General features: G+C 46.3%; 15 protein-coding genes. 10 read left to right on the forward strand and 5 right to left on the reverse strand.

Annotation, left to right across the window (positions count from 1 at the left end; all coding sequences use genetic code 11):
• Positions 1-124: 124 nt before the first annotated feature.
• Entirely contained in the window at positions 125-2,461 is a 2,337-nt protein-coding gene (locus V6669_RS05360) for a rhamnogalacturonan lyase (RefSeq protein ID WP_338594848.1), read from the forward strand.
• Between the two features lie 211 nt (positions 2,462-2,672).
• Here V6669_RS05360 and V6669_RS05365 read toward each other — a convergent pair whose 3' ends face one another.
• Positions 2,673-3,299: a histidine phosphatase family protein gene (locus V6669_RS05365; RefSeq protein ID WP_338591467.1), complete on the reverse strand. Its 627-nt coding sequence runs from the start codon at positions 3,297-3,299 to the stop codon at positions 2,673-2,675.
• A gap of 181 nt (positions 3,300-3,480) precedes the next feature.
• Between V6669_RS05365 and V6669_RS05370 the strand changes: the two genes are divergently transcribed.
• Positions 3,481-4,494, forward strand: coding sequence for an AraC family transcriptional regulator (locus V6669_RS05370; protein WP_338591469.1), 1,014 nt, complete (start codon positions 3,481-3,483; stop codon positions 4,492-4,494).
• Positions 4,495-4,683: 189 nt separating this feature from the next.
• Positions 4,684-6,189, forward strand: a complete 1,506-nt coding sequence (locus V6669_RS05375) for an alpha-glucosidase/alpha-galactosidase (RefSeq protein WP_338591471.1) — start codon at positions 4,684-4,686, stop codon at positions 6,187-6,189.
• Positions 6,190-6,307: 118 nt separating this feature from the next.
• On the opposite strand, the gene V6669_RS05380 is transcribed toward V6669_RS05375, so the two are convergent.
• Entirely contained in the window at positions 6,308-6,841 is a 534-nt protein-coding gene (locus tag V6669_RS05380; RefSeq protein ID WP_338591474.1) for a hypothetical protein, read from the reverse strand.
• A 301-nt stretch (positions 6,842-7,142) separates the two neighbouring features.
• Between V6669_RS05380 and V6669_RS05385 the strand changes: the two genes are divergently transcribed.
• The 4 genes from V6669_RS05385 to V6669_RS05400 all read left to right on the forward strand — a co-directional run bounded on the left by V6669_RS05385 (position 7,143) and on the right by V6669_RS05400 (position 10,388).
• Positions 7,143-7,913: an amino acid ABC transporter substrate-binding protein gene (locus V6669_RS05385; protein WP_036606344.1), complete on the forward strand. Its 771-nt coding sequence runs from the start codon at positions 7,143-7,145 to the stop codon at positions 7,911-7,913.
• A gap of 112 nt (positions 7,914-8,025) precedes the next feature.
• Positions 8,026-8,685: an amino acid ABC transporter permease gene (locus V6669_RS05390; RefSeq protein ID WP_338591479.1), complete on the forward strand. Its 660-nt coding sequence runs from the start codon at positions 8,026-8,028 to the stop codon at positions 8,683-8,685.
• Positions 8,686-8,718: 33 nt separating this feature from the next.
• A complete protein-coding gene (locus V6669_RS05395; protein WP_338591481.1) occupies positions 8,719-9,474 on the forward strand; it encodes an amino acid ABC transporter ATP-binding protein in 756 nt (251 codons plus the stop codon).
• A gap of 572 nt (positions 9,475-10,046) precedes the next feature.
• Entirely contained in the window at positions 10,047-10,388 is a 342-nt protein-coding gene (locus V6669_RS05400; protein WP_105600913.1) for a DUF4190 domain-containing protein, read from the forward strand.
• 129 nt (positions 10,389-10,517) lie between these two features.
• Here the strand turns inward: V6669_RS05400 and V6669_RS05405 are convergent, their stop codons facing one another.
• Entirely contained in the window at positions 10,518-12,704 is a 2,187-nt protein-coding gene (locus tag V6669_RS05405) for a YhgE/Pip domain-containing protein (protein ID WP_338594849.1), read from the reverse strand.
• A 46-nt stretch (positions 12,705-12,750) separates the two neighbouring features.
• The gene (locus tag V6669_RS05410; protein ID WP_338591486.1) at positions 12,751-13,359 is read right to left on the reverse strand and encodes a TetR/AcrR family transcriptional regulator; all 609 of its coding nucleotides are present in this window, start codon (positions 13,357-13,359) and stop codon (positions 12,751-12,753) included.
• Between the two features lie 306 nt (positions 13,360-13,665).
• Between V6669_RS05410 and V6669_RS05415 the strand changes: the two genes are divergently transcribed.
• Together V6669_RS05415 and V6669_RS05420 are read left to right on the forward strand one after the other, a co-directional pair.
• Positions 13,666-14,028 (forward strand): hypothetical protein, encoded by a 363-nt coding sequence (locus V6669_RS05415; RefSeq protein WP_036606359.1) that lies wholly within the window; start codon positions 13,666-13,668, stop codon positions 14,026-14,028.
• Positions 14,029-14,133: 105 nt separating this feature from the next.
• A complete protein-coding gene (locus tag V6669_RS05420) occupies positions 14,134-14,670 on the forward strand; it encodes a hypothetical protein (protein WP_338591490.1) in 537 nt (178 codons plus the stop codon).
• Positions 14,671-14,769: 99 nt separating this feature from the next.
• Here the strand turns inward: V6669_RS05420 and V6669_RS05425 are convergent, their stop codons facing one another.
• Complete coding sequence (locus tag V6669_RS05425) at positions 14,770-16,506, reverse strand: HAMP domain-containing methyl-accepting chemotaxis protein (protein ID WP_076329480.1); 1,737 nt, start codon at positions 16,504-16,506, stop codon at positions 14,770-14,772.
• A 466-nt stretch (positions 16,507-16,972) separates the two neighbouring features.
• Here V6669_RS05425 and V6669_RS05430 point away from each other — a divergent pair, with 466 nt between their 5' ends.
• Entirely contained in the window at positions 16,973-18,967 is a 1,995-nt protein-coding gene (locus V6669_RS05430) for a CotH kinase family protein (RefSeq protein WP_338591493.1), read from the forward strand.
• Positions 18,968-19,330: the final 363 nt, after the last annotated feature.

The raw sequence follows: 19,330 nt of genomic DNA on the forward strand, positions 1-19,330 counted from the left end.
TCGATGTGTATATGCGTCACCTATTCTGTCTCAAGGAGCGTGAAGGTGGATGAACTCAGGAACAACAGTGCCGGTACATAAGGGATCGGTGTCAGGTCGGCAATCCGGTCGCAGGAAGGCAAGTATGCCACTTGCAGCCAAGGTGCTCTCTTCGGCACTCAGCGTAGCTTTGCTCATTGGAGGAACAGCTGGCGTTACGGGAGCGGAAGCTTCCAACGGTAATGGGGCGACGGAGGCTGGCCTGCAATCAAATAAGGGGGGCAGTCACGTGAAAGAGATTCAACTGGAATATCTGGATCGCGGTCTGGTGGCTGCATCGACATCCGAAGGTGTTTTTCTCAGTTGGAGATTGCTTGGTGACGAGGCCACAGGGTATAGCGACAAAGGGCTGACAGGTACGGACTTTAACGTCTATCGTGATGGCAAAAAGATCGCTACCGTCACTGACAGCACCAACTATGTAGATTCCGCGGGTAAATCGTCTTCCCGTTATGAAGTGGCAGCGGTGAACAAGAAGGGTAAGGAGAGCAAACGCAGTGCATTCGTCAAACCTTGGGCGAACGGGTATGTGGATATTCCACTGCAAAAACCCGCTGATGGCGTGACGCCTGCGGGAGAAGCTTATACGTATTCCGCCAATGACATGAGCGTGGGTGATGTGGATGGGGATGGTCAATATGAGTTTTTCGTCAAATGGGACCCTTCCAACGCCAAGGACGTATCGCAAAAAGGATACACCGGTAAAACCTATATTGATGCTTATACCCTGGACGGACAATTGCTGTACCGGATCGATCTTGGGGTCAATATCCGTGCAGGTGCTCACTATACACAGATGCTCGTTTACGACTTCGACGGGGATGGCAAAGCCGAGATGATGTTCAAGACCGCTCCGGGCACGAAGATTATCCAATATAACAAAAAAGGAAAAGTAACCTCCGAGAAATACATCACGCTTCCGAAGCAGGATCGCAAGGCAGGGTACTCAAACGAAGATGATTATCGTTTAAGTGCGGATGGTTACTACGATCATGTGGTGGATATGTTCAGAAACTGGCATAAACACGACGAGGTGGTGAAGGGGAACTGGCCTGCAACATTGGAAGAGGCTTTTGGAATGGAGAAAAAATATAACTACCCATTATCTCAGCAGGATGCCGAGAGTCTGGCCGACTACTTCATTGATGTATATGCAGTAGAACGCAGCAACCGCAATGAGCTGCGCAAGTTCGAAGGTTTTATTGTGGATGGACCGGAGTATGTTACGGTATTTGAAGGTAAATCAGGCAAAGAGCTGGAGACCATTCCCTATGAACCTGAACGTCATGATGACGGCCTGATGTGGGGCGATTATGCCATGGCACGGATCGAACCGGGGAATCGTGTGGACCGTTTCCTGGCAGGCGTGGCGTATCTGGACGGCAAGAAACCGTCTGCAATCTTTGCACGCGGATATTATACACGTTCAACGATGGTTGCCTACAATTGGGACGGCAAGAAGCTGAAAAAGGAATGGAAAGTGGACAGCGGCTGGACACCGATGAAGAACCCGTTTAATGATGGGCCACATGGTGTGGATGGCACGGATCCGCAGTATGGCTCTATTACTACTCAAGGTGCGCACTATTTCAGCGTGGCGGATGTGGATGGAGATGGCAAACAGGAGATTATCTATGGCTCGGCTACGATTGATCATGACGGCAGCGTGCTGTACAGCTCCACAGACCTGATGCCTGCCGAGAGTGCTGCACCGGGAACGATTGCCCGTCTGGGTCATGGGGACGCACTTCATGTAGCAGATATTGACCCGGATCGTCCGGGACTTGAGATTTTCATGGTTCACGAGGGTGGCCCTTGGGCGCCATACGGCTATTCCCTGAGGGATGCAAAGACCGGAGAAGTAATCTATGGTGGGTACACAGGGAAAGATACCGGACGCGGCATGGTGGGTGATGTTGATCCGACTCGTCGTGGGCTGGAGACATGGGCTGTAGGATTATGGACAGCTAAGGGTGAGAAAATCAGTGATCAGATGCCGGGCACAAATATGAATATCCGCTGGGCTGGCAACATGACGACACAGATCGTTGATGGTGCGATTGATGTTACCCCAACCATCAAAGACTGGAATCGTGGCACGGTGCTGACGGCAACAGGCACATTGACCAACAATCACACCAAAGGTACGCCTTCTCTCGTGGCTGATATCTTCGGGGATTGGAGGGAAGAGATGCTGGTGAGAACCACGGACAGTTCAGCGATTCGTATCTATCTGAGTACCGAGAAGACAGACCGCAAGTTGTACACGCTGATGCATGATGCGATGTATCGTGTGGGCATTGCCGGACAGAACAGTGGATACAACCAGCCGTCCTATCCGTCCTTCTACATGGCATCGGATATAGACTGGTCCAAAGTAACGCTGCCTAAGTTCTACACGCCAGGTAAGGGTGGGAAGTAAACAAACTGGATGAGCAATAACTAGCAATAGCAACATAACATGTGTCCATGATCAGACTGTAATGTAACGCAGCGTCGTTAGTTTTAGGCGTTGGCTTCGAAGCTTGAAAGCTCTGGAATCCCCATGTGTCTCGGCACATGGAGGTTTCAGAGCTTTTTTACATAAGGATCTGCGGGCAGAGCTTGGCGTGTTCCCAGCCATCCGTGTTACATCATTCTTTTACATCGTTGGAGTCTAGATGCTTGGTAGAAGCGAACGCTTTAATAGTGTAGTTTCCTTTATCATGGATCAATGTGGTAATGGAGCACTCGGGGATCAATTGGTTCTGCATAGCTATAAAATCGGAATGCCAGACGTTAAGCTCGCGCTCGGTTAAGGTTTGCACCAGAAAATCAGTAATGAGTCCACCATGTGCAACCACAATAATGTTACTGTTCTCTGGCTCTTCATTAGCTAATTCGGTTAGGAGGGAGGCCAGACGCTCACCAGCCTGTTTGGCCGAGTCTCCCACGGGTGGGATGTAATCTGGGTCAGACGTACATCGATCCCACATCGCAATGAATTCTTCGAATGACTGATCCGGGCAATCGCCCCAATTGGCACGTTCGCGCAGGCGAGGATCTTCGGTTATATGGGAATGGGTGTGGCGGGCAATCATACTTGCGGTTTCTTGGGCTCGTCGAAGTGGACTGGTAAGGATTTTAGTAACGGGAGAGATGGCTTTGGCAAAATGAAGTGCTGTGACTTCGGCTTGTAAAACCCCTTCCGAAGTGAGGGGAACATCCCCGATTCGTCGTTCTTTGAGACCATGTCTCACCAAATGAAAGGTGGTACTCATGAGTGGAAACCTCCTTAAGTATAGACAGTCATATATATTAATTAGATAATATGCTAATTATACGTTTATCTAATTAAATAATACAATGAGGCTTTTAACTAAGACAGTTTATATCGAACATACAGAATTGTTACAATAGAGAAAAGTGAGGATCGATCGTTGAAGGACTGGAGGTATGGATATGAGCATCACGAATCGCTGGACAGGAAGCCTGTATCAGGAGGCGTTGCGAACAGAGGATTGTGGACCGCGTTTTTACGCGTACTACTATAAGCAATGGGACAACTATCGTATGTCCTATCACCATCATGATTCGACGGAGATCATGTATATTATTTCGGGAATGTGCCGGGTGGATGTGCAGATGCCGGATGGGGGCTCGGAGCAGGCCGTTTTGAAAAAAGGACAGTTCATCATGCTCGACGCAGGTGTCCCGCACCGTTTGCTGGTGGAAGATGGTGTCCCTTGCCGGATGCTCAATGTGGAGTTTGGATTCTCAGGCTCACCTCCCGGACAGCTATCCATCCGTCAGCTAGCGCTGGAGGAGGAGGAAGTTCACACTCTACTCACTACTGCTTCGCCATATCTGGTACTGCCTGACCCGGAAGAAGTGTATCACATTATGAAAAGTCTGGTGTTGGAACTCGATCAGCGTGGTCTGCATGAGCAAGGAAGATCAACCGTGCCGATGAAGATCATTCCACCAGAGGAAAGGTCGCATCATCGCGAAGCACGCAATCTCTCGTCACCAGAACAGGGCATGTTGGTGCGTACGCTGTTTATCCAGTTGCTGGTCCGTGTTGCGCGTCTGCGCGGCGAAATGAGCCGGAGTGCGCCAGATCAGGCGGAACTGTATGTCAAACGAACCATTGAATTCATGCATCACAATATGGATCGCAACATTCAGATGAAGGATATTGCGGCAGCAGTTAATCTGCATCCAGGCTATTTACATCGCATTTTTCGTCAGCACACGCAGCGGACACCTACCGACTACCTGACGATGCTTCGCATGGAGAAGGCCAAGATGCTGCTTCAGCAGACGAATATCCCGATTTCGGAAATCTCTGACTATGTCGGAGTAGGCAGTCGTCAGTATTTTCATATGTTATTCAAAAAATATACAGGCCATACGCCAGTTGAGTTTCGCTCCTCTATGGAAAGACATGTCAGTCAGTACCCACCGGATGAATAGGCCAATAGCTGTTTATTTCGAATGCAAATGGATTATTGGATCTAACGTATAAAAGTTAGGATTTTTGACAACAAGATCTTGAACAGGTCATGATTTTGATAACGCTTCCCTATTTGCGGTTGGTACAATGATCTCATGAAGAGAGTCATTAACCGAAGCGAAAGATTCGGATTAGGGGAGGACATTGGCATGTCGTTTAAAGTGGCGTTTATCGGGGCAGGAAGTATCGGATTTACAAGGGGATTGCTGCGGGATTTGCTCACGGTACCGGAGTTTAACAACATTGAAATTGCGTTCTGCGATATTAGCCAGCACAATCTGGACATGGTGACTGAGCTGTGTCAGCGGGATATCCGTGAGAATGGATTGAATATTCAGATTCAGCCGACAACAGATCGTAAAGAAGCGTTGAAAGATGCGAAGTATGTACTGTGTACCATTCGTGTCGGGGGACTGGAAGCATTTGCAACCGATGTGGATATTCCACTGAAATATGGGGTAGATCAATGTGTTGGCGATACGCTGTGTGCAGGCGGCATTATGTATGGACAACGGGGAATCGCCGAGATGCTGGACATCTGTAAAGATATTCGTGAACAGAGCGCACCCGACGTGCTGCTCTTGAACTATTCCAATCCGATGGCGATGCTCACATGGGCCTGCAATAAGTATGGCGGTGTACGGACGATCGGACTGTGTCACGGTGTACAGCATGGTCATCATCAGATTGCAGAAGCTTTTGGCTTGAAAAAGAGTGAAGTGGATATTGTCTGTGCCGGCATCAACCATCAGACCTGGTATATTCAGGCTTCTCATGAAGGTAAAGACCTTACAGGTGACCTGCTCGAAGCCTTCGAAAAACATCCGGAGTACAGCCGCACCGAGAAAGTGCGGATCGATATGCTGCGCCGCTTTGGATATTACAGTACAGAATCGAATGGTCATCTGAGTGAATATGTGCCGTGGTACCGCAAACGTCCGGAAGAGATCAACGAATGGATCGACCTGGGCAACTGGATCAACGGAGAGACGGGTGGATATTTGCGGGTGTGTACCGAGGGGCGCAACTGGTTCGAGACTGATTTTCCAAACTGGATGAAGGATGAACCGATGCAATTCATTCCGGACAAACGGGGCGAGGAGCACGGTTCGTACATTATTGAAGGGCTGGAGACGGGACGTGTCTATCGTGGACATTTCAATACCGTTAATCATGGAGTAATCTCGAACCTGCCGGATGATGCGATCATAGAAGCACCGGGATATGTGGATCGCAACGGCATCTCCATGCCGCATGTAGGGGATCTGCCTCTTGGCCCGGCTGCGGTATGTAATGTGAGCATTTCCGTGCAGCGGCTTGCGGTTGAAGCCGCGGTGAACGGAGATGACAAATTACTTCGTCAGGCGTTCATGATGGACCCACTCGTGGGTGCCGTGTGTAATCCAAAAGAAATCTGGCAGATGGTCGACGAGATGCTGGTTGCACAGGCCCAGTGGTTGCCGCAGTACGGAGATGCGATTGCAGCTGCAGAAGCAAGACTTGCTGCAGGTGATCTGATTCCAACGAAGGAATATGAGGGCGCTGCTCGTCTCAAAGTGAAAACGGTGGAAGAGATGCAACAGGATCGCGATGCTGCGAACAAAAATGCGGGCGAATCCGATAAAGGAAAAGATCGCGAGAAAGTGCAGCAATAGATAAAGGCAGGATGTACAACAACGAAATATAAACGGAATATGAAAATTAAGAAAAATGAATAAGAAATATAAAGAGTAGACGGGGCCCTCTCCAGTATTGGAGGGGCTCTGTTTGATTCTATTTTTTCTCAACGACACGAACCACAAATGTAAAAGAAGTATCTCCCAGGCTGATCTGTGAATCTTGAGGGGAAGACCAGCGGACAAATGCTCCATAATAATGTGTCCCTGGTTCCTTGGGAAGTTGGAAGGTCCCATCCGAAGAAGTAACGTATGCATTGCGGTTGTCCACAAATTCAGAAATACTTATCTCATCCGGGGGGATATCTGTGCCCATGTCTATGGATAAATCCTCACCGGCAAAAACTTGGACCGGAGTGTTGTCTTCAAAATTTAGACTGGCGTAATCAGCGCAGGTGCCTCCCCAGCAATAACTGCCCTGTATAGCAGGAATAGAGATGCCGCTTTCGCTCTGAATAGTTGGCGTAGGCAGTTTCTGAGGTAAGTTGGGTTCCGGTTCATGAACCTGTTTTGATCCCATTTCGACTTCCTTTGTACCATGACTTGAAGTAGGATTACAGCCGGATAATATCAGCATAGTTGAAAGAAAAACCAATGTGGTCAATGTTCTTATCGTATTGAAGAATTTCATTTCATTCACCTCCCTAATATTTTCCAGACGAAAAGCGAGAGAGAATTGTTGCTAATCAATGAGTGGGTACGGAGTTGAAGGGGCTACAAAATTGGGATTTCCAATATGCGAGAAGCTGGTAGAACCGGCACAAGTGAAAGAGGTTTTTTCACAGATTGTTGACAATTAAGCTGCATGAAATAGAAGGAAATAGGCAAGAGACTCGACTCTTCTCCCATGCTATGTTATTATAAATCTCTGATAACGTGGTAACGAACTAAAGCGTTTGGGTTTTGGTTATAGACATGGAGGGGTTCGAGAGATGAGAAAAAAAGCGATTCTACTATTATTCATTAGCATATGTGTATTGATTGTGGCTGGTTGTTCCAGTTCCGCAAGCAAAGACGATAACACGATTGTTGTAGGAATTGATGACAAGTTTGCTCCAATGGGTTTCCGGGACGAGCAGAATGAAATTGTTGGTTTTGATATTGATTACGCAAGAGCTGCAGCGGAGAAAATGGGTAAAGAAATCACATTCCAGCCAATCGACTGGTCTTCCAAAGAGTCAGAGCTGAACAGTGGTCGGATCGACATGATCTGGAACGGGTACACCATTACGGATGAGCGTAAAGAGAAAGTGCTCTTCACGAAGCCGTATTTGGAAAATAGTCAGGTAGCTATTACCTTGGCAGACTCACCAATTACGAAGCTGGATGAACTCGATGGCAAAAATGTGGGATTGCAGGCACTGTCCTCCGCGGCAGATGCACTGGCAGCCAGTCCTCTGAAGGATAAAGTGAAAGCTTCCGAATTCAAGGATAACGTGCTTGCACTGACTGATCTGAAGACAAAACGTCTGGATGCGGTCATCATTGATGAAGTGGTAGCGAGATACTACATGTCCAAGGAAGAGGGAACATTCAAACTGATGGATGAATCTCTTGCACCGGAACAATATGGCATTGGTATCAAAAAAGGCAATGAAGAGCTTCTGAATCAGCTGCAAAAAGCGCTGGATGAGTTGAATGCAGACGGAACAGCGGCTAAGATCTCCACTCAATGGTTGGGTGAAGATAAGGTTCTGAAATAGGCAGGTTACACACCTGATATATAGTTAGAAACAAAACGGACCCCGTATTCCATGCTGGAGCGATTTATGCTTCGGAGGAATGCGGGGTTAACAGATTAGAGGAGACAAAATAATGAGTTGGGATTATCTATCGACCATTTTAAAACCGATGTTAGAGGGTGCACAGACCACCATTTTCATGTTCTTGCTGGCGATCGTGTTATCTGTGCCGCTTGGATTTGCAGTCACGCTCGCGATGAGAAGCCAAATTAAACCGCTGGCGTGGATTGCCCATACCTACGTCTACGTAATGCGAGGAACACCACTGCTGCTCCAAATTCTATTCTTCTGCTTCGGGTTACCGTTGCTTCCGGTAATTGGGGAATACTTGGTGTTTGATCGTTTTGTTGCGGCAGGGATTGCGTTCATTCTGAACTATGCGGCTTACTTTGCGGAAATCTTCAGGGGCGGACTGCTTTCCATTGATAAGGGGCAACATGAAGCGGCGAAAGTTCTGGGATTAACGAAGTGGCAGACAATGACCAAAGTCATCATCCCTCAGATGATTCGTGTAGTATTGCCCGCAACGGCCAATGAGTCCATTACGCTCATCAAGGATACGGCACTGCTCTATGCTGTTGCTGTACCAGAGCTGTTGTATTATGCACAAGCGGCGGTGAATCGCGACATAAAGCTGTTACCTTTCTTCGTGGCGGCGGTTATGTATCTGCTCATGACACTCGTACTCACCGTGCTGTTCAAGCTACTTGAGAAGCGGTTTTCATTTGAATAAATTAAATCTGATCAATCAAAGGACTGTCTGCATATGACACATATAATAGAAGTAAATCAGTTGAGAAAATCATTCGGTACACTTGATGTGCTGAAGCAGGTATCTTTCAACGTGGAACCAGGAGAAGTAATTGCCGTGATTGGACCTTCCGGTTCGGGTAAAAGTACAATGCTGCGCAGCCTAATTCATCTGGAGGAAATTTCGGGCGGAACGATTCGTATTCAGGATCAGACGCTGGTTGATAATGGTCGTTACGCGGGTGCCGCAGATATTCGCAAGATGACGGATCGCATGGGCATGGTGTTTCAGCATTTTAACTTGTTCCCGCATCTGACTGTGCAGGCTAATCTGGAACTCGCACCGAAGACTTTGAAAAAAGAAAATTCAAGCGTCATTCGGTACCGCAGTCTGGAATTACTCGGCAAAGTAGGGCTGTCGGACAAGGCCGATGTCTATCCAGCCAATCTGTCTGGTGGACAGAAACAACGTGTTGCCATCGCTCGCGCACTGATGATGCAGCCTGACATTCTCCTGTTCGATGAGCCGACGTCGGCACTCGATCCGGAGCTGACTGGAGAAGTGTTACGCGTAATCAAACAACTGGCACAGGAAAACATGACGATGATGATTGTTACGCATGAGATGGGCTTCGCCCGTGACGTTGCGGATCGTGTATTCTTCATGGATAACGGTGAGATCGCAGAGGCGGGGCCTCCAGAACAGATCTTTGGCAATCCAAAGCTTGCACGTACCCGGACGTTTTTGCAGCGGGTGGAAGTGGAAGGATAGAGAAAACTTCAAATTTAATAAATGTCCATAGAACGCAATCCTATGAGTAATAAGGGATTGCGTTCTTTTTTTGAAAGTAATGCTTATGTCCACAGGTATATGTTCCAGATCATCAATACCAGGGTCAACACGATATAAGTTACTACATTCCAACGTGTTCGAATTCGATAAGTGGTGTAACTCATGATTCCAAACAAAACAATACTAAAACATAATACAGCTACATTATTTTGATAAAAAGCAATAAGTACAAGTATCAAAATCATAAGTATATTCATGACTTTATCGATTTTCATCTGAGTAATCCCCCAAAGATATTCAGAAAAGTATTACGACTATAATAATATCTATATGTTAGAGGTATTCTTGATTTGTATCATCACACGGATAAACGGTTCTTAAATTCATATCCTTGAAGTACAATCTACAAGCTTATGGATTTATATATGCGTGTCCGGGGATGATGGAAATAAAATAAATCTAAAGGTAATTCATAATTAACACAATATGGATATTATTTTTCCTATTAATCAATTATAATGAACATACTTAAAGAATAGGGAGGATTTACCTTGGAACATCGCGAAAATGATGTGGATCGTTATTATAATGACACATTGCCACCACCGCCTTATGTAGTACCAAAGACCAATAGTAAGTCAATTGTATCACTAGTTTTGGGGATTCTGTCCGTCACGATTCCTTACGTGGGAATTTTAATCGGCATCATCGCGATTATATTTGCATCTTTAGCCTTCAAAGAGATCAGAGTTCGCATGGAGCAAGGCAGAGGATTAGCCATTGCTGGACTTGTTTGTGGAATCATCGGTACAGCGATGTATGTATTACTTATTTTGCTCGTGCTATTGTTTAGTTTCGCTATCTCAAGTTCTGAAATTTACTCTACATACTAGAAATATGAAGTTAGCAAACTTAGATTGTAGCTAAAACTAAAAAAAGCAAAGGCGTACCTTAGCCGACACCCCTTGTTGTCCAGAAGAGGGTGGAGCTTAGGTACACGCCTTTGCTTTTTATTTTACTTTTTATAGGTCAAGTACGACCTCACCGCTAACGTCCTCAACCTCACGGGTGCGATGCACCATGAAATACGTTAAGGTTCCTCCAAGCCCAATCACAGCAAAGATGCACAGAATCCCGATCTGATCCCAAGCCACGCCGAACTGTCCACTTGAGATGACTGCTTTATAACCCGTTACCGAATAGGTCATAGGCAGCCAAGGGTTGAATACTTTCAGCCAATTTGGAATTAGTTCGAGCGGGAAGGTGCCCGCGCTGGTAGTAAGCTGGAAGATCAGCATCAGAATCGCGAGGAAACGACCCGGATTCTCCAGCCAAGTTACCAGTGCCTGAATGATGTACATGAAGCTTAGGCTGGTAACAAAGCTGAACAAGAGGAACAATGGAACGCTCTGAACATTCAGACCCAAGCCATACAAGACCAGCCATGAAGCAAGCAGGGACTGTACAGCACTCATGAGTGTAAAAGCCAGCGTTTTACTCACAAAACGATTCCAGCCACTTGCGTCACTAACCGTACTGCCGCGTGTTGGCACTACCAGTGTGGCAATCAATGCCCCTACAAATAGCCCGAGTGACAGGAAGTATGGCGAGAATCCTGTACCATAGTTAGGAACCTCGTTATATTTATGCTCATCGACCTGAACAGGCTCTGCATACATGGTTACCAATTCATCGGTCTTTTTCACACTACCCGTCTGCTCAGCCGCTTCATTCAGCTTGGTGGCAAGTTCGCCAGAGCCGTCCGTTAGCTTAAGCGTACCTTCTTTTAACTGACCGGCGCCGTCATCGAGCTTATGTGAGCCATCTGCCAAGGTTGAGATTCCGTCTGTAAGTTGGCTTACACCCGCAACCAATTTGTCTGCACCAGCATTCAATTGACCTGAACCATCCGCAAGTTTGGCTCCTCCAGCGGCAGCCTCAGATAATTTGGAATTGAATTGTTGTAGACCAGTCGCAAGCTTTTCTTGTCCGGCGGATAACTGCGTAGCTCCTTGTACCAGTTGTTGTTCACCCTGTACCAACTGACTGCTGCCTTGATGCAGTTGTTGCTGTGCAGCATACAGGTTTTGGCTGCCTGCGACCAATTGCTGTCCACCCTGATACACTTGTTCGCTGCCAGCGGCTACGGCCTGGCTGGCTGCCAGTAGCTGCTGCACAGCAGGACTTGCGGCCAGTTCCGGGCTGGCTTCAGCTAATTGGGCGAGCCCTTGTGCAACTGCTTTGGCACCCTCGCTAACTTTGGCGCTACCCTCAACAGAACTTTGCAGCCCAGCCGTCAGCTTCGCACTGCCTTCCTCGGAAGCCGCCAGTCCTGCATCCAACTTAGCTACGCCTTCCTGAGCAGACTGAAGCCCAGCCTGTAGCTGTTTGCTACCTGTCTCAGCCTGGGCTGCTCCATCACTCAGCTTCGTGCCTGCTGCTGCCAATTGGGACAGTCCACTGGACAGGGCGCTTGCGCCAGTATGAAGATCACCTGTGCCTTGGGCGAGAGTGGACGTACCTTCCTTTAACGGAACTACGCCTGTTTCCAGCTTATCGGTTCCTGCGGCCAGTTTAGAGAGGTTCTCTTTTAATGTAGCAGCACCCTCATCCAGCTTAATCGCACCATCATGAATCTGACCTGCACCATCCCCGGCATCCGCCAAACCGCCAGAGATTTTTTCGACCTGATCCAATAGCGTTTCGGTATACGATTCTGTGACTTTGGCAGCGACCTTGGAGCGAATTTGTTTGACCGCCGTGCCGCCAATCTGACCCGCGAGGAAGTTGTATCCTTCATTGGGTTCATAGATCAGGTCTGCTGGCTCAGGGTGCTCATCCATCAGGGTCGTTGCTTTGGTGGAAAAGTCCTCCGGAATCACAATCGTCATATAATACGTGTTGTCTTGCATACCTTTTTCTGCTTGTTCACGAGTCACGAATTGCCAGTCGAAATCATCACTTTTCTTCAATTCATCGACCAGATTCTGACCGACCTCCAGTGATTTGTCGTTGTAGACTGCGCCCTGATCCGTGTTGACCACGGCCACAGGTAACTCATTCATTTTGCCATAGGGGTCCCAGAATGCGTTCAGGAACAGGCCGCTATATAGCACCGGAATGAACAGTACAACGAGAATCGGAATAAATACTTTTGGTTTCTTGAAGGCGGACTTCAGATCCTGCCCAAATACGTGGAATGATTTCATCATGTTCTCTCCCTATCCTTACGCTAATCCGTTTGTTCTATCTCTATTATGTGTTGAATCTAGTGGCATGCCTTTCTCGAGGTGGGGATAAGCCATTCTTGAGAAAGAGGCCCACAAAATCCTTGATCTGATCTTTATGCAACGTAGGATGTGCTTTGTTCCAATCTGAGGTTAAGGTGACATACAGCTTCAAGAGGACAAAAGAAACCAGCTTGGGATCGTCCCCGCGAATCTGCTCTAATTCCATGGCACGGCTCACCTGACGCTCCAGATATTCAAGAATGGCTGTCTCCACTTTCTGCAAACCTTCTTTGGCTTGCGGCGTACCAAACTCGTTAACCTCCTGAAAGAGCTTGATTAACAGCTCATGTTCCTCCCGGTACTCCAGCAAAGAATCCATGCTCATATGCACGTTATCCAGAAAGGAATTCTCTTCCTTCACGGTCTGCTCTGTAATCTGTCTCATATCCGCAATGATTGAGCGCAGAATCTCGCTGAACAGTTCTTCTTTATTTTCGAAAAAAGTATAGATCGTTCCCTTGCCCACATTGGCAAGTCTCGCAACCTGCTCCATCGTTGTGGCCTTATAGCCAAACAAGGCAAAGGATTTCTCGGCAGAATCCATCACCTGTTGCCTTCGATCTATCGTTTTCATCGCATATACACCTCCTTGTAGATTGAAAGGATAATAGTAAGGTAAATCCTTTATTGACCGTTTTACTATTACGGTCAGTTGGTCGTTAACAAATGTAGCACTTAAACAGGGAATAAGGATGTGAGCTTTGTCATAATGTGGGCTGGGGGATGAAAACAATAAATGAGTAGAGGAAAGTACGGATGAGGAGTTACTATAATATGGAAAAGTGTTATATATATCAGTTATAGAGTTGAATAGCTATAATAGCAAAGGGTGGCGAAGAAACAGTAAATATTAAAATACAGCAAAGAATGAGGAGTACGTATGGAACACGTTTTATGGACGATCTATCTTGGATTGCTTGGCACAGCATCACTCTCGTATCTTATTAAAGGAAAGTATAAGTCTAAACTTAGCAAAATCGATTTTGTCGTATCCGTTATTACATGGATAGGGTTGTTAGGATATGTAACGGAAACGGCTATTTTAAATCCTTCTTTGTGGAAATTTATTACTGTGACAGCTCTGTTATGGGATGTATTATTCGCAATGCTTTTAAAGGATAACGAAGGGGAAGAGATTTTGGATGGATTACCAATTATGACGAGGAGAGTTTGGATGTTGATAACATTAGTTATCGCGATTGGACCTCTATATTATGGGCTGTTTAGATATGCTTTCTCTTAAGTGGAGAACTTCTTATATATTTTATTAACAATGTAACTTAATGGTACAATTCTGCGTCCAAACTCTAAGAGTCAGATTATATATTAGAGTGAGAGGAGGTCTACTTTGAAATATTTCTCCTACCTCCTGATGATGTGTCTTGTCCTAATGGGTTGTTCCGATTCATCATTGGAAAGCAACGATACAGCACCAGACCGAATTCAAAGAGAAGGACAGACGATGACGGCAACCAGGCAATTGGGTGAATATGAACTCCGATTAAGTGTCCAACAATTTGGTGATCACGACTTCACTTTTAAACCGGGGATAAGGTATAGGGGACAAGATGCCAACCACGAGATTTTCCATTCGAAACAGCTTTTCGATATTGATCTTCAAATGGATGGAAAGACGCTTCTCCCGCCGAGGTCAAGTACCAGTGAAGAATTGGCAACCGAATTAAAGAAAGATAGCTGGTATTCAGAAGAAGTTGAAATAATCCTTACACCGGAGCAGGTTCAATATATATCGAATGGGGAGGCCGATCTTATTCTTAATGCTGGATTTCGATCCGAACAATCTGGCTACAATGACGAAAAAAAGATGATTATAAGTGGGGAAGACATACTGTTTAAACAAGTAGATGCTGATCAAAAGGAATAAAACACCTGGTAACAACAAAAAACCAAGGCTTTGAGTGTAGTCACTCATGAGCCTTGGTTTTTACTGTGTCGTATTCTTGTTATCTGTATCCTATTGCTTCTATTCTGCGCGTACTTTAAAGAATGAGATCAGTTCTTGAAGTTGCTCGGATACAACCGAGAGTTCATCGGAGGCACTCACAATGGCAGCCATGGAGGCTTCCTGCTCATCAATTGACTGCTCAATTTGTTTACTGCTGCTTGCTGCCTTGCTGACATTGGCAGACAGTTCATCGGCCGTGGCAGACATTTCCTGTGTGCTTGCCGAGATTTCTTCAGTAGAACTGGAGATATCCTGAATCTGGTTTGCAACTTTATTCGTAGCAGTCAGAATATTCTCGAAGAATACACCAGTCTCTTGGGTAACTTCCAAGCCTTTGGTGACTTCCTTGGAACCCAACTGCATCGCTTCGGAAGACTGCATGATATCCCGTTGAATTTCTTCAATTAACTGTCGAATTTGCTTCGCTGATTCCTGCGATTGCTCTGCCAGGTTACGTACCTCACCTGCAACCACCGCAAAACCTCTTCCTTCTTCACCTGCGCGGGCTGCCTCGATTGAAGCGTTAAGTGCAAGCAAGTTGGTTTGTCCAGCAATCTCCGTAATCACGTTAACAATGTTGCTAATCTGGTTCGAGTTATTTTCCAAAGACTGAATCGAGTTTGACGTATTTTGCACCGCACCCGAGATCAGGCGCATCTGCTCAATGACTTGTTGCATCACCACATTACCTGTGCTGGAGCGCTGCTCCATGCTGAGTGCTTCATCTGCCACATCAGCTGAACTGCTGGCGATCGTCTGCACTACCGTTGACATCTCTGTCATGGCACGTGCGTTCTCCACAGTGGCTTTGTCTTGTGACACCAGTCCAGTAGATATTTCTCGAATATTGGTGCTGATGGATTGAATGTTCACATTATTTTTCTCGGAAATGCCCAGTAGTTGTTTGGAAGATTCCGAGAGGTGATGTGAAGCATTCTGTACTTTATAGATGGTTGTATTGAAGCGATGGATCATCGCATTAAACTTCTCGTTGATGATACCCAGATCATCTCGCCCGGTATCGATGGTTACGTCCAGATTACCCGTGCTGACTTCTTCGATACCTTTCATCAGATTGCGGATCGGAAGCAACGTTCTTTTCAGCAAAATGAATTGCAACACCATGAACAGGATCAGGAAACCGATCAGGAACATCAAACCGTACGTAAGCAGTTTGTTCAGACCTTTTGGAACGGCACTTGCATCTACATCGAAGTAAAGAGCAGCGTACATGGAGCCATCTGCGTTATTAATCGGATAGATCAGAGTGGTCCAGGTTCCGTACTCATCCGTGTAGAAATCACTGAAGGCAGGCTTTCCGTCCTTTTTCATCTGTTCCAGCACTACGACGTTATTCTGAGGCAGCGGGTACATGGCACCTGCAGGCAGATTACCTTCCTCGAATGGTTCCAACAGATTCGTTGGAATCGCGATGATGGACGTTCCGTTTCCTTGCTCAAGTTCTGAACCAAAAATGTACGCTTGCGCGATGTTTGGATAGAATTCATGGATGGAATCGAGATAAGCTTTCATTTCCAGCTGTACAGGACCGGAATAGCTTTTTTCCTTAGCCGCTTCTGCCACTTTGGCAGTGTCGAGATCATCGTACCATTTCTGGGTGATGACGGTAGCCTGGTCGTGCAACTGTTCAACCAAGATATTTTTTTGCAATTGATACGCGGCAGTAATCAGTATTACACCGATCAACATGATGCTGCCGAATGAAATTACCAAATTTTTGATGAAGAAAGGCATGGTACTCCAGCGAAGCTTATTAAACAAGATGGTTCACTCCTTCTACGATTGTGACGAAGGACTTATCCTGGGTGTTGTACACGCTATGTAATTGTTGGCTTAAAAACTGTGAAATCGTCCCTAAAACACTGTCTGATCAAATTCTCTTTTGTTTCTAAAAGCTTTTCGTAATGAGTTTTCCTATTCACGTATATGAACTCCAGGTAAGTTCTACTCTTCAGATATATCGTTATATAGGCATATTAATGTTAGATATTTGCAACAAAATAGGACTTATGAACCGGTTCCAAGGTTATAATTGCGCTTTTTTTCATTATGTTTCTTGTATATCCATGAGAATTTCATAGTGATACATACTATTTATTTTTGTGGTTTATCGCGTTTAAGATTCACTAAAGGTTCATCCCCTAACATGTTTACATAAGCCACAGTTGCTTAACAGAAACCAAGAAGGAGGATTCATCACTTGAATATTTTATTACGAAAAGCTGCAGTAACGGCATTATCCGTGACCATGGTAACGTCATCTTTTGGGCTGATCGGAAGTCCGAATGCAGCATATGCTGCAGAAAGTACAGCGACAACCACGAGTGCAGGCGTGACGCAAGCTTATGAATCGTTGTTCCAGACGGATAACGTCATTGATGTGAATGTAACGATTGATGATGCAGACTGGAAGAGCATGCTCGAAAGTCCGCTCGATAAGGATTATAAGAATGTTAGTGTGGAAGTGGACGGCAACAAGCTGGACAACGTCGGTTTCTCCACCAAGGGCAATCTGACCCTGAAAGCCGTAGCCTCAATGGAAGATTCGGACCGTTACAGCTTCAGACTGAAGTTTGATAAATACGACAAAACACAAACGCTGCTTGGACTGGACAAAATGGTACTGAACAACAACTACGCCGATCCTTCGTATATGCGTGAAGTTCTTCATTATGAAGCACTGCGCAGCATTGGCATGGATGTACCAATGACGAACTATGTTAATCTGTATGTTAACGGCGAGCTGGTGGGTTTCTATACTGGTGTTGAAGCAGTGGATGATAGTTATCTGGAGCGCAACTACGGTGAGGATTACGAAGAAGGCGTCCTCTATGATACGGATGAGAAGAGTTATCTTCAATATGAAGAGGGCAGTGACTACAGCACAATTACCAAAGACTTGGGTACGGATAAGGACAAAGCCAAACTCAAAACCTTCATCCAAACGCTGAACGAGATGCCAGAAGGTGAAAAAGGCGATATTGAAAGTGTACTGGACGTGGATTCGGCACTTCAATATATTGCAGGCAACATGGTTTTTGGCAACTATGACAGTTATAACGGCGACAAAGGACACAACTACATGCTCTACAGTGATGCCGCTGGCAAGTTCACCGTTGTTCCTTGGGACTTTAACATGTCCTTCAACGGATACTCGGGTGGAGGCGGACGTGGCACAACAACCGGATCAACCACGACCAACACCAACGCAACAAACGTATCTGTGGACGAGCCCGTACTGGGCATTAGCATGGAAAATGTACCGATGATTAATAACCTGCTTGCTGTGCCGGAGTATAAAGAAAAATATTTGAGCTACGTCAATGAACTGACGGACTATATGGAAGGCATTCAGGATCGTATTACTGGCCTTGCCAATGAGATTCGTCCTTATGTAGAAGCAGATCCTACGAAATTCTATACGACAGAACAATTTGAATCCAACATTGCTTATTCTGCAAATGCAGATGCAGCAGGTGGTATGGGCGGTACTCCACCAGAAGGATTTGAGGGAATGACCCCACCTGAGGGTATGGAAGGCATGACGCCGCCTGAAGGTTTTGAAGGACTGACACCTCCAGATGGGACAACACCTCCGACTCAGCCGGGTGCTACAACTGGGAACGGTACAACAGATGCAATAACGGATACAGATAATACGCAGACACGCCCTGGCGGTAACTTTGGCGGCGGAGGTATGGGCTCCATGGCAGCTGGATCACTGACGACATTTGCACTGAACCGTCTTGTGAATCTGCAAGAGCAACTCGGACGTGAAGTAACGCCTTTGCCTGAGACTTCGGAAGAGACAGGATCGAATACCTCATCCGGAACAAACGACAAAACCATTACCGTAACACTCGATGGTAAATCGATAACATTCCCGGATCAGGACCCGCTGCAGCAAAGTGGCCGAGTGATGGTGCCTGTGAACGCAATCCTCGAAGCGATGGGTGCAGAAGTGACTTGGGACAAAACGGCGAAGACGGTAACAGCGGTTCTGAATGATCAGACCCTTGTGCTCAAGATCGGAAGCAGCACCGCAACCGTAAATGGAGAGACACTCGAAATTGATGCACCAGCGATCATTCAAAACAGTCGCACACTCGTGCCTGTACGCTTCATCTCAGAAGGACTGGGACTTACCGTGGACTGGGATCAAACCGCTGCACAAGTAAGCCTTACATCCAAATAAGAAATATCTCCTGTAGAATAACGTTATTGTATGGAGAATAAGAAAAGGGATTCGATGGTCAGATCGAATCCCTTTTTGCTCTGCTTTTTCAGGTTAGACGGAGCGAACATCCAGCAAAAACCGGCCTCGTCCATGTCTGGCCTCACTTTTGGTGCGCTTGATTCGCTTCACTTAAAGGGAAGATGGAATCAATCTCTGAACGGAGGGAACCGTTAGCGATTAGCTGAGCGATTGTGTACAGATCCTCTGATGTCGGGAATTTGGAATTAAACTTGGCTGTAACGCCATACTGCGCTGCTTTTTCGGCAGTTGAGTTAACGATACCAGTTTGCCCCCAGGTACTTAAATATGTGGTTGGCAACA

The sequence above is a fragment of the Paenibacillus sp. Y5S-9 genome (assembly GCF_036894235.1).
GTDB lineage: Bacteria > Bacillota > Bacilli > Paenibacillales > Paenibacillaceae > Paenibacillus.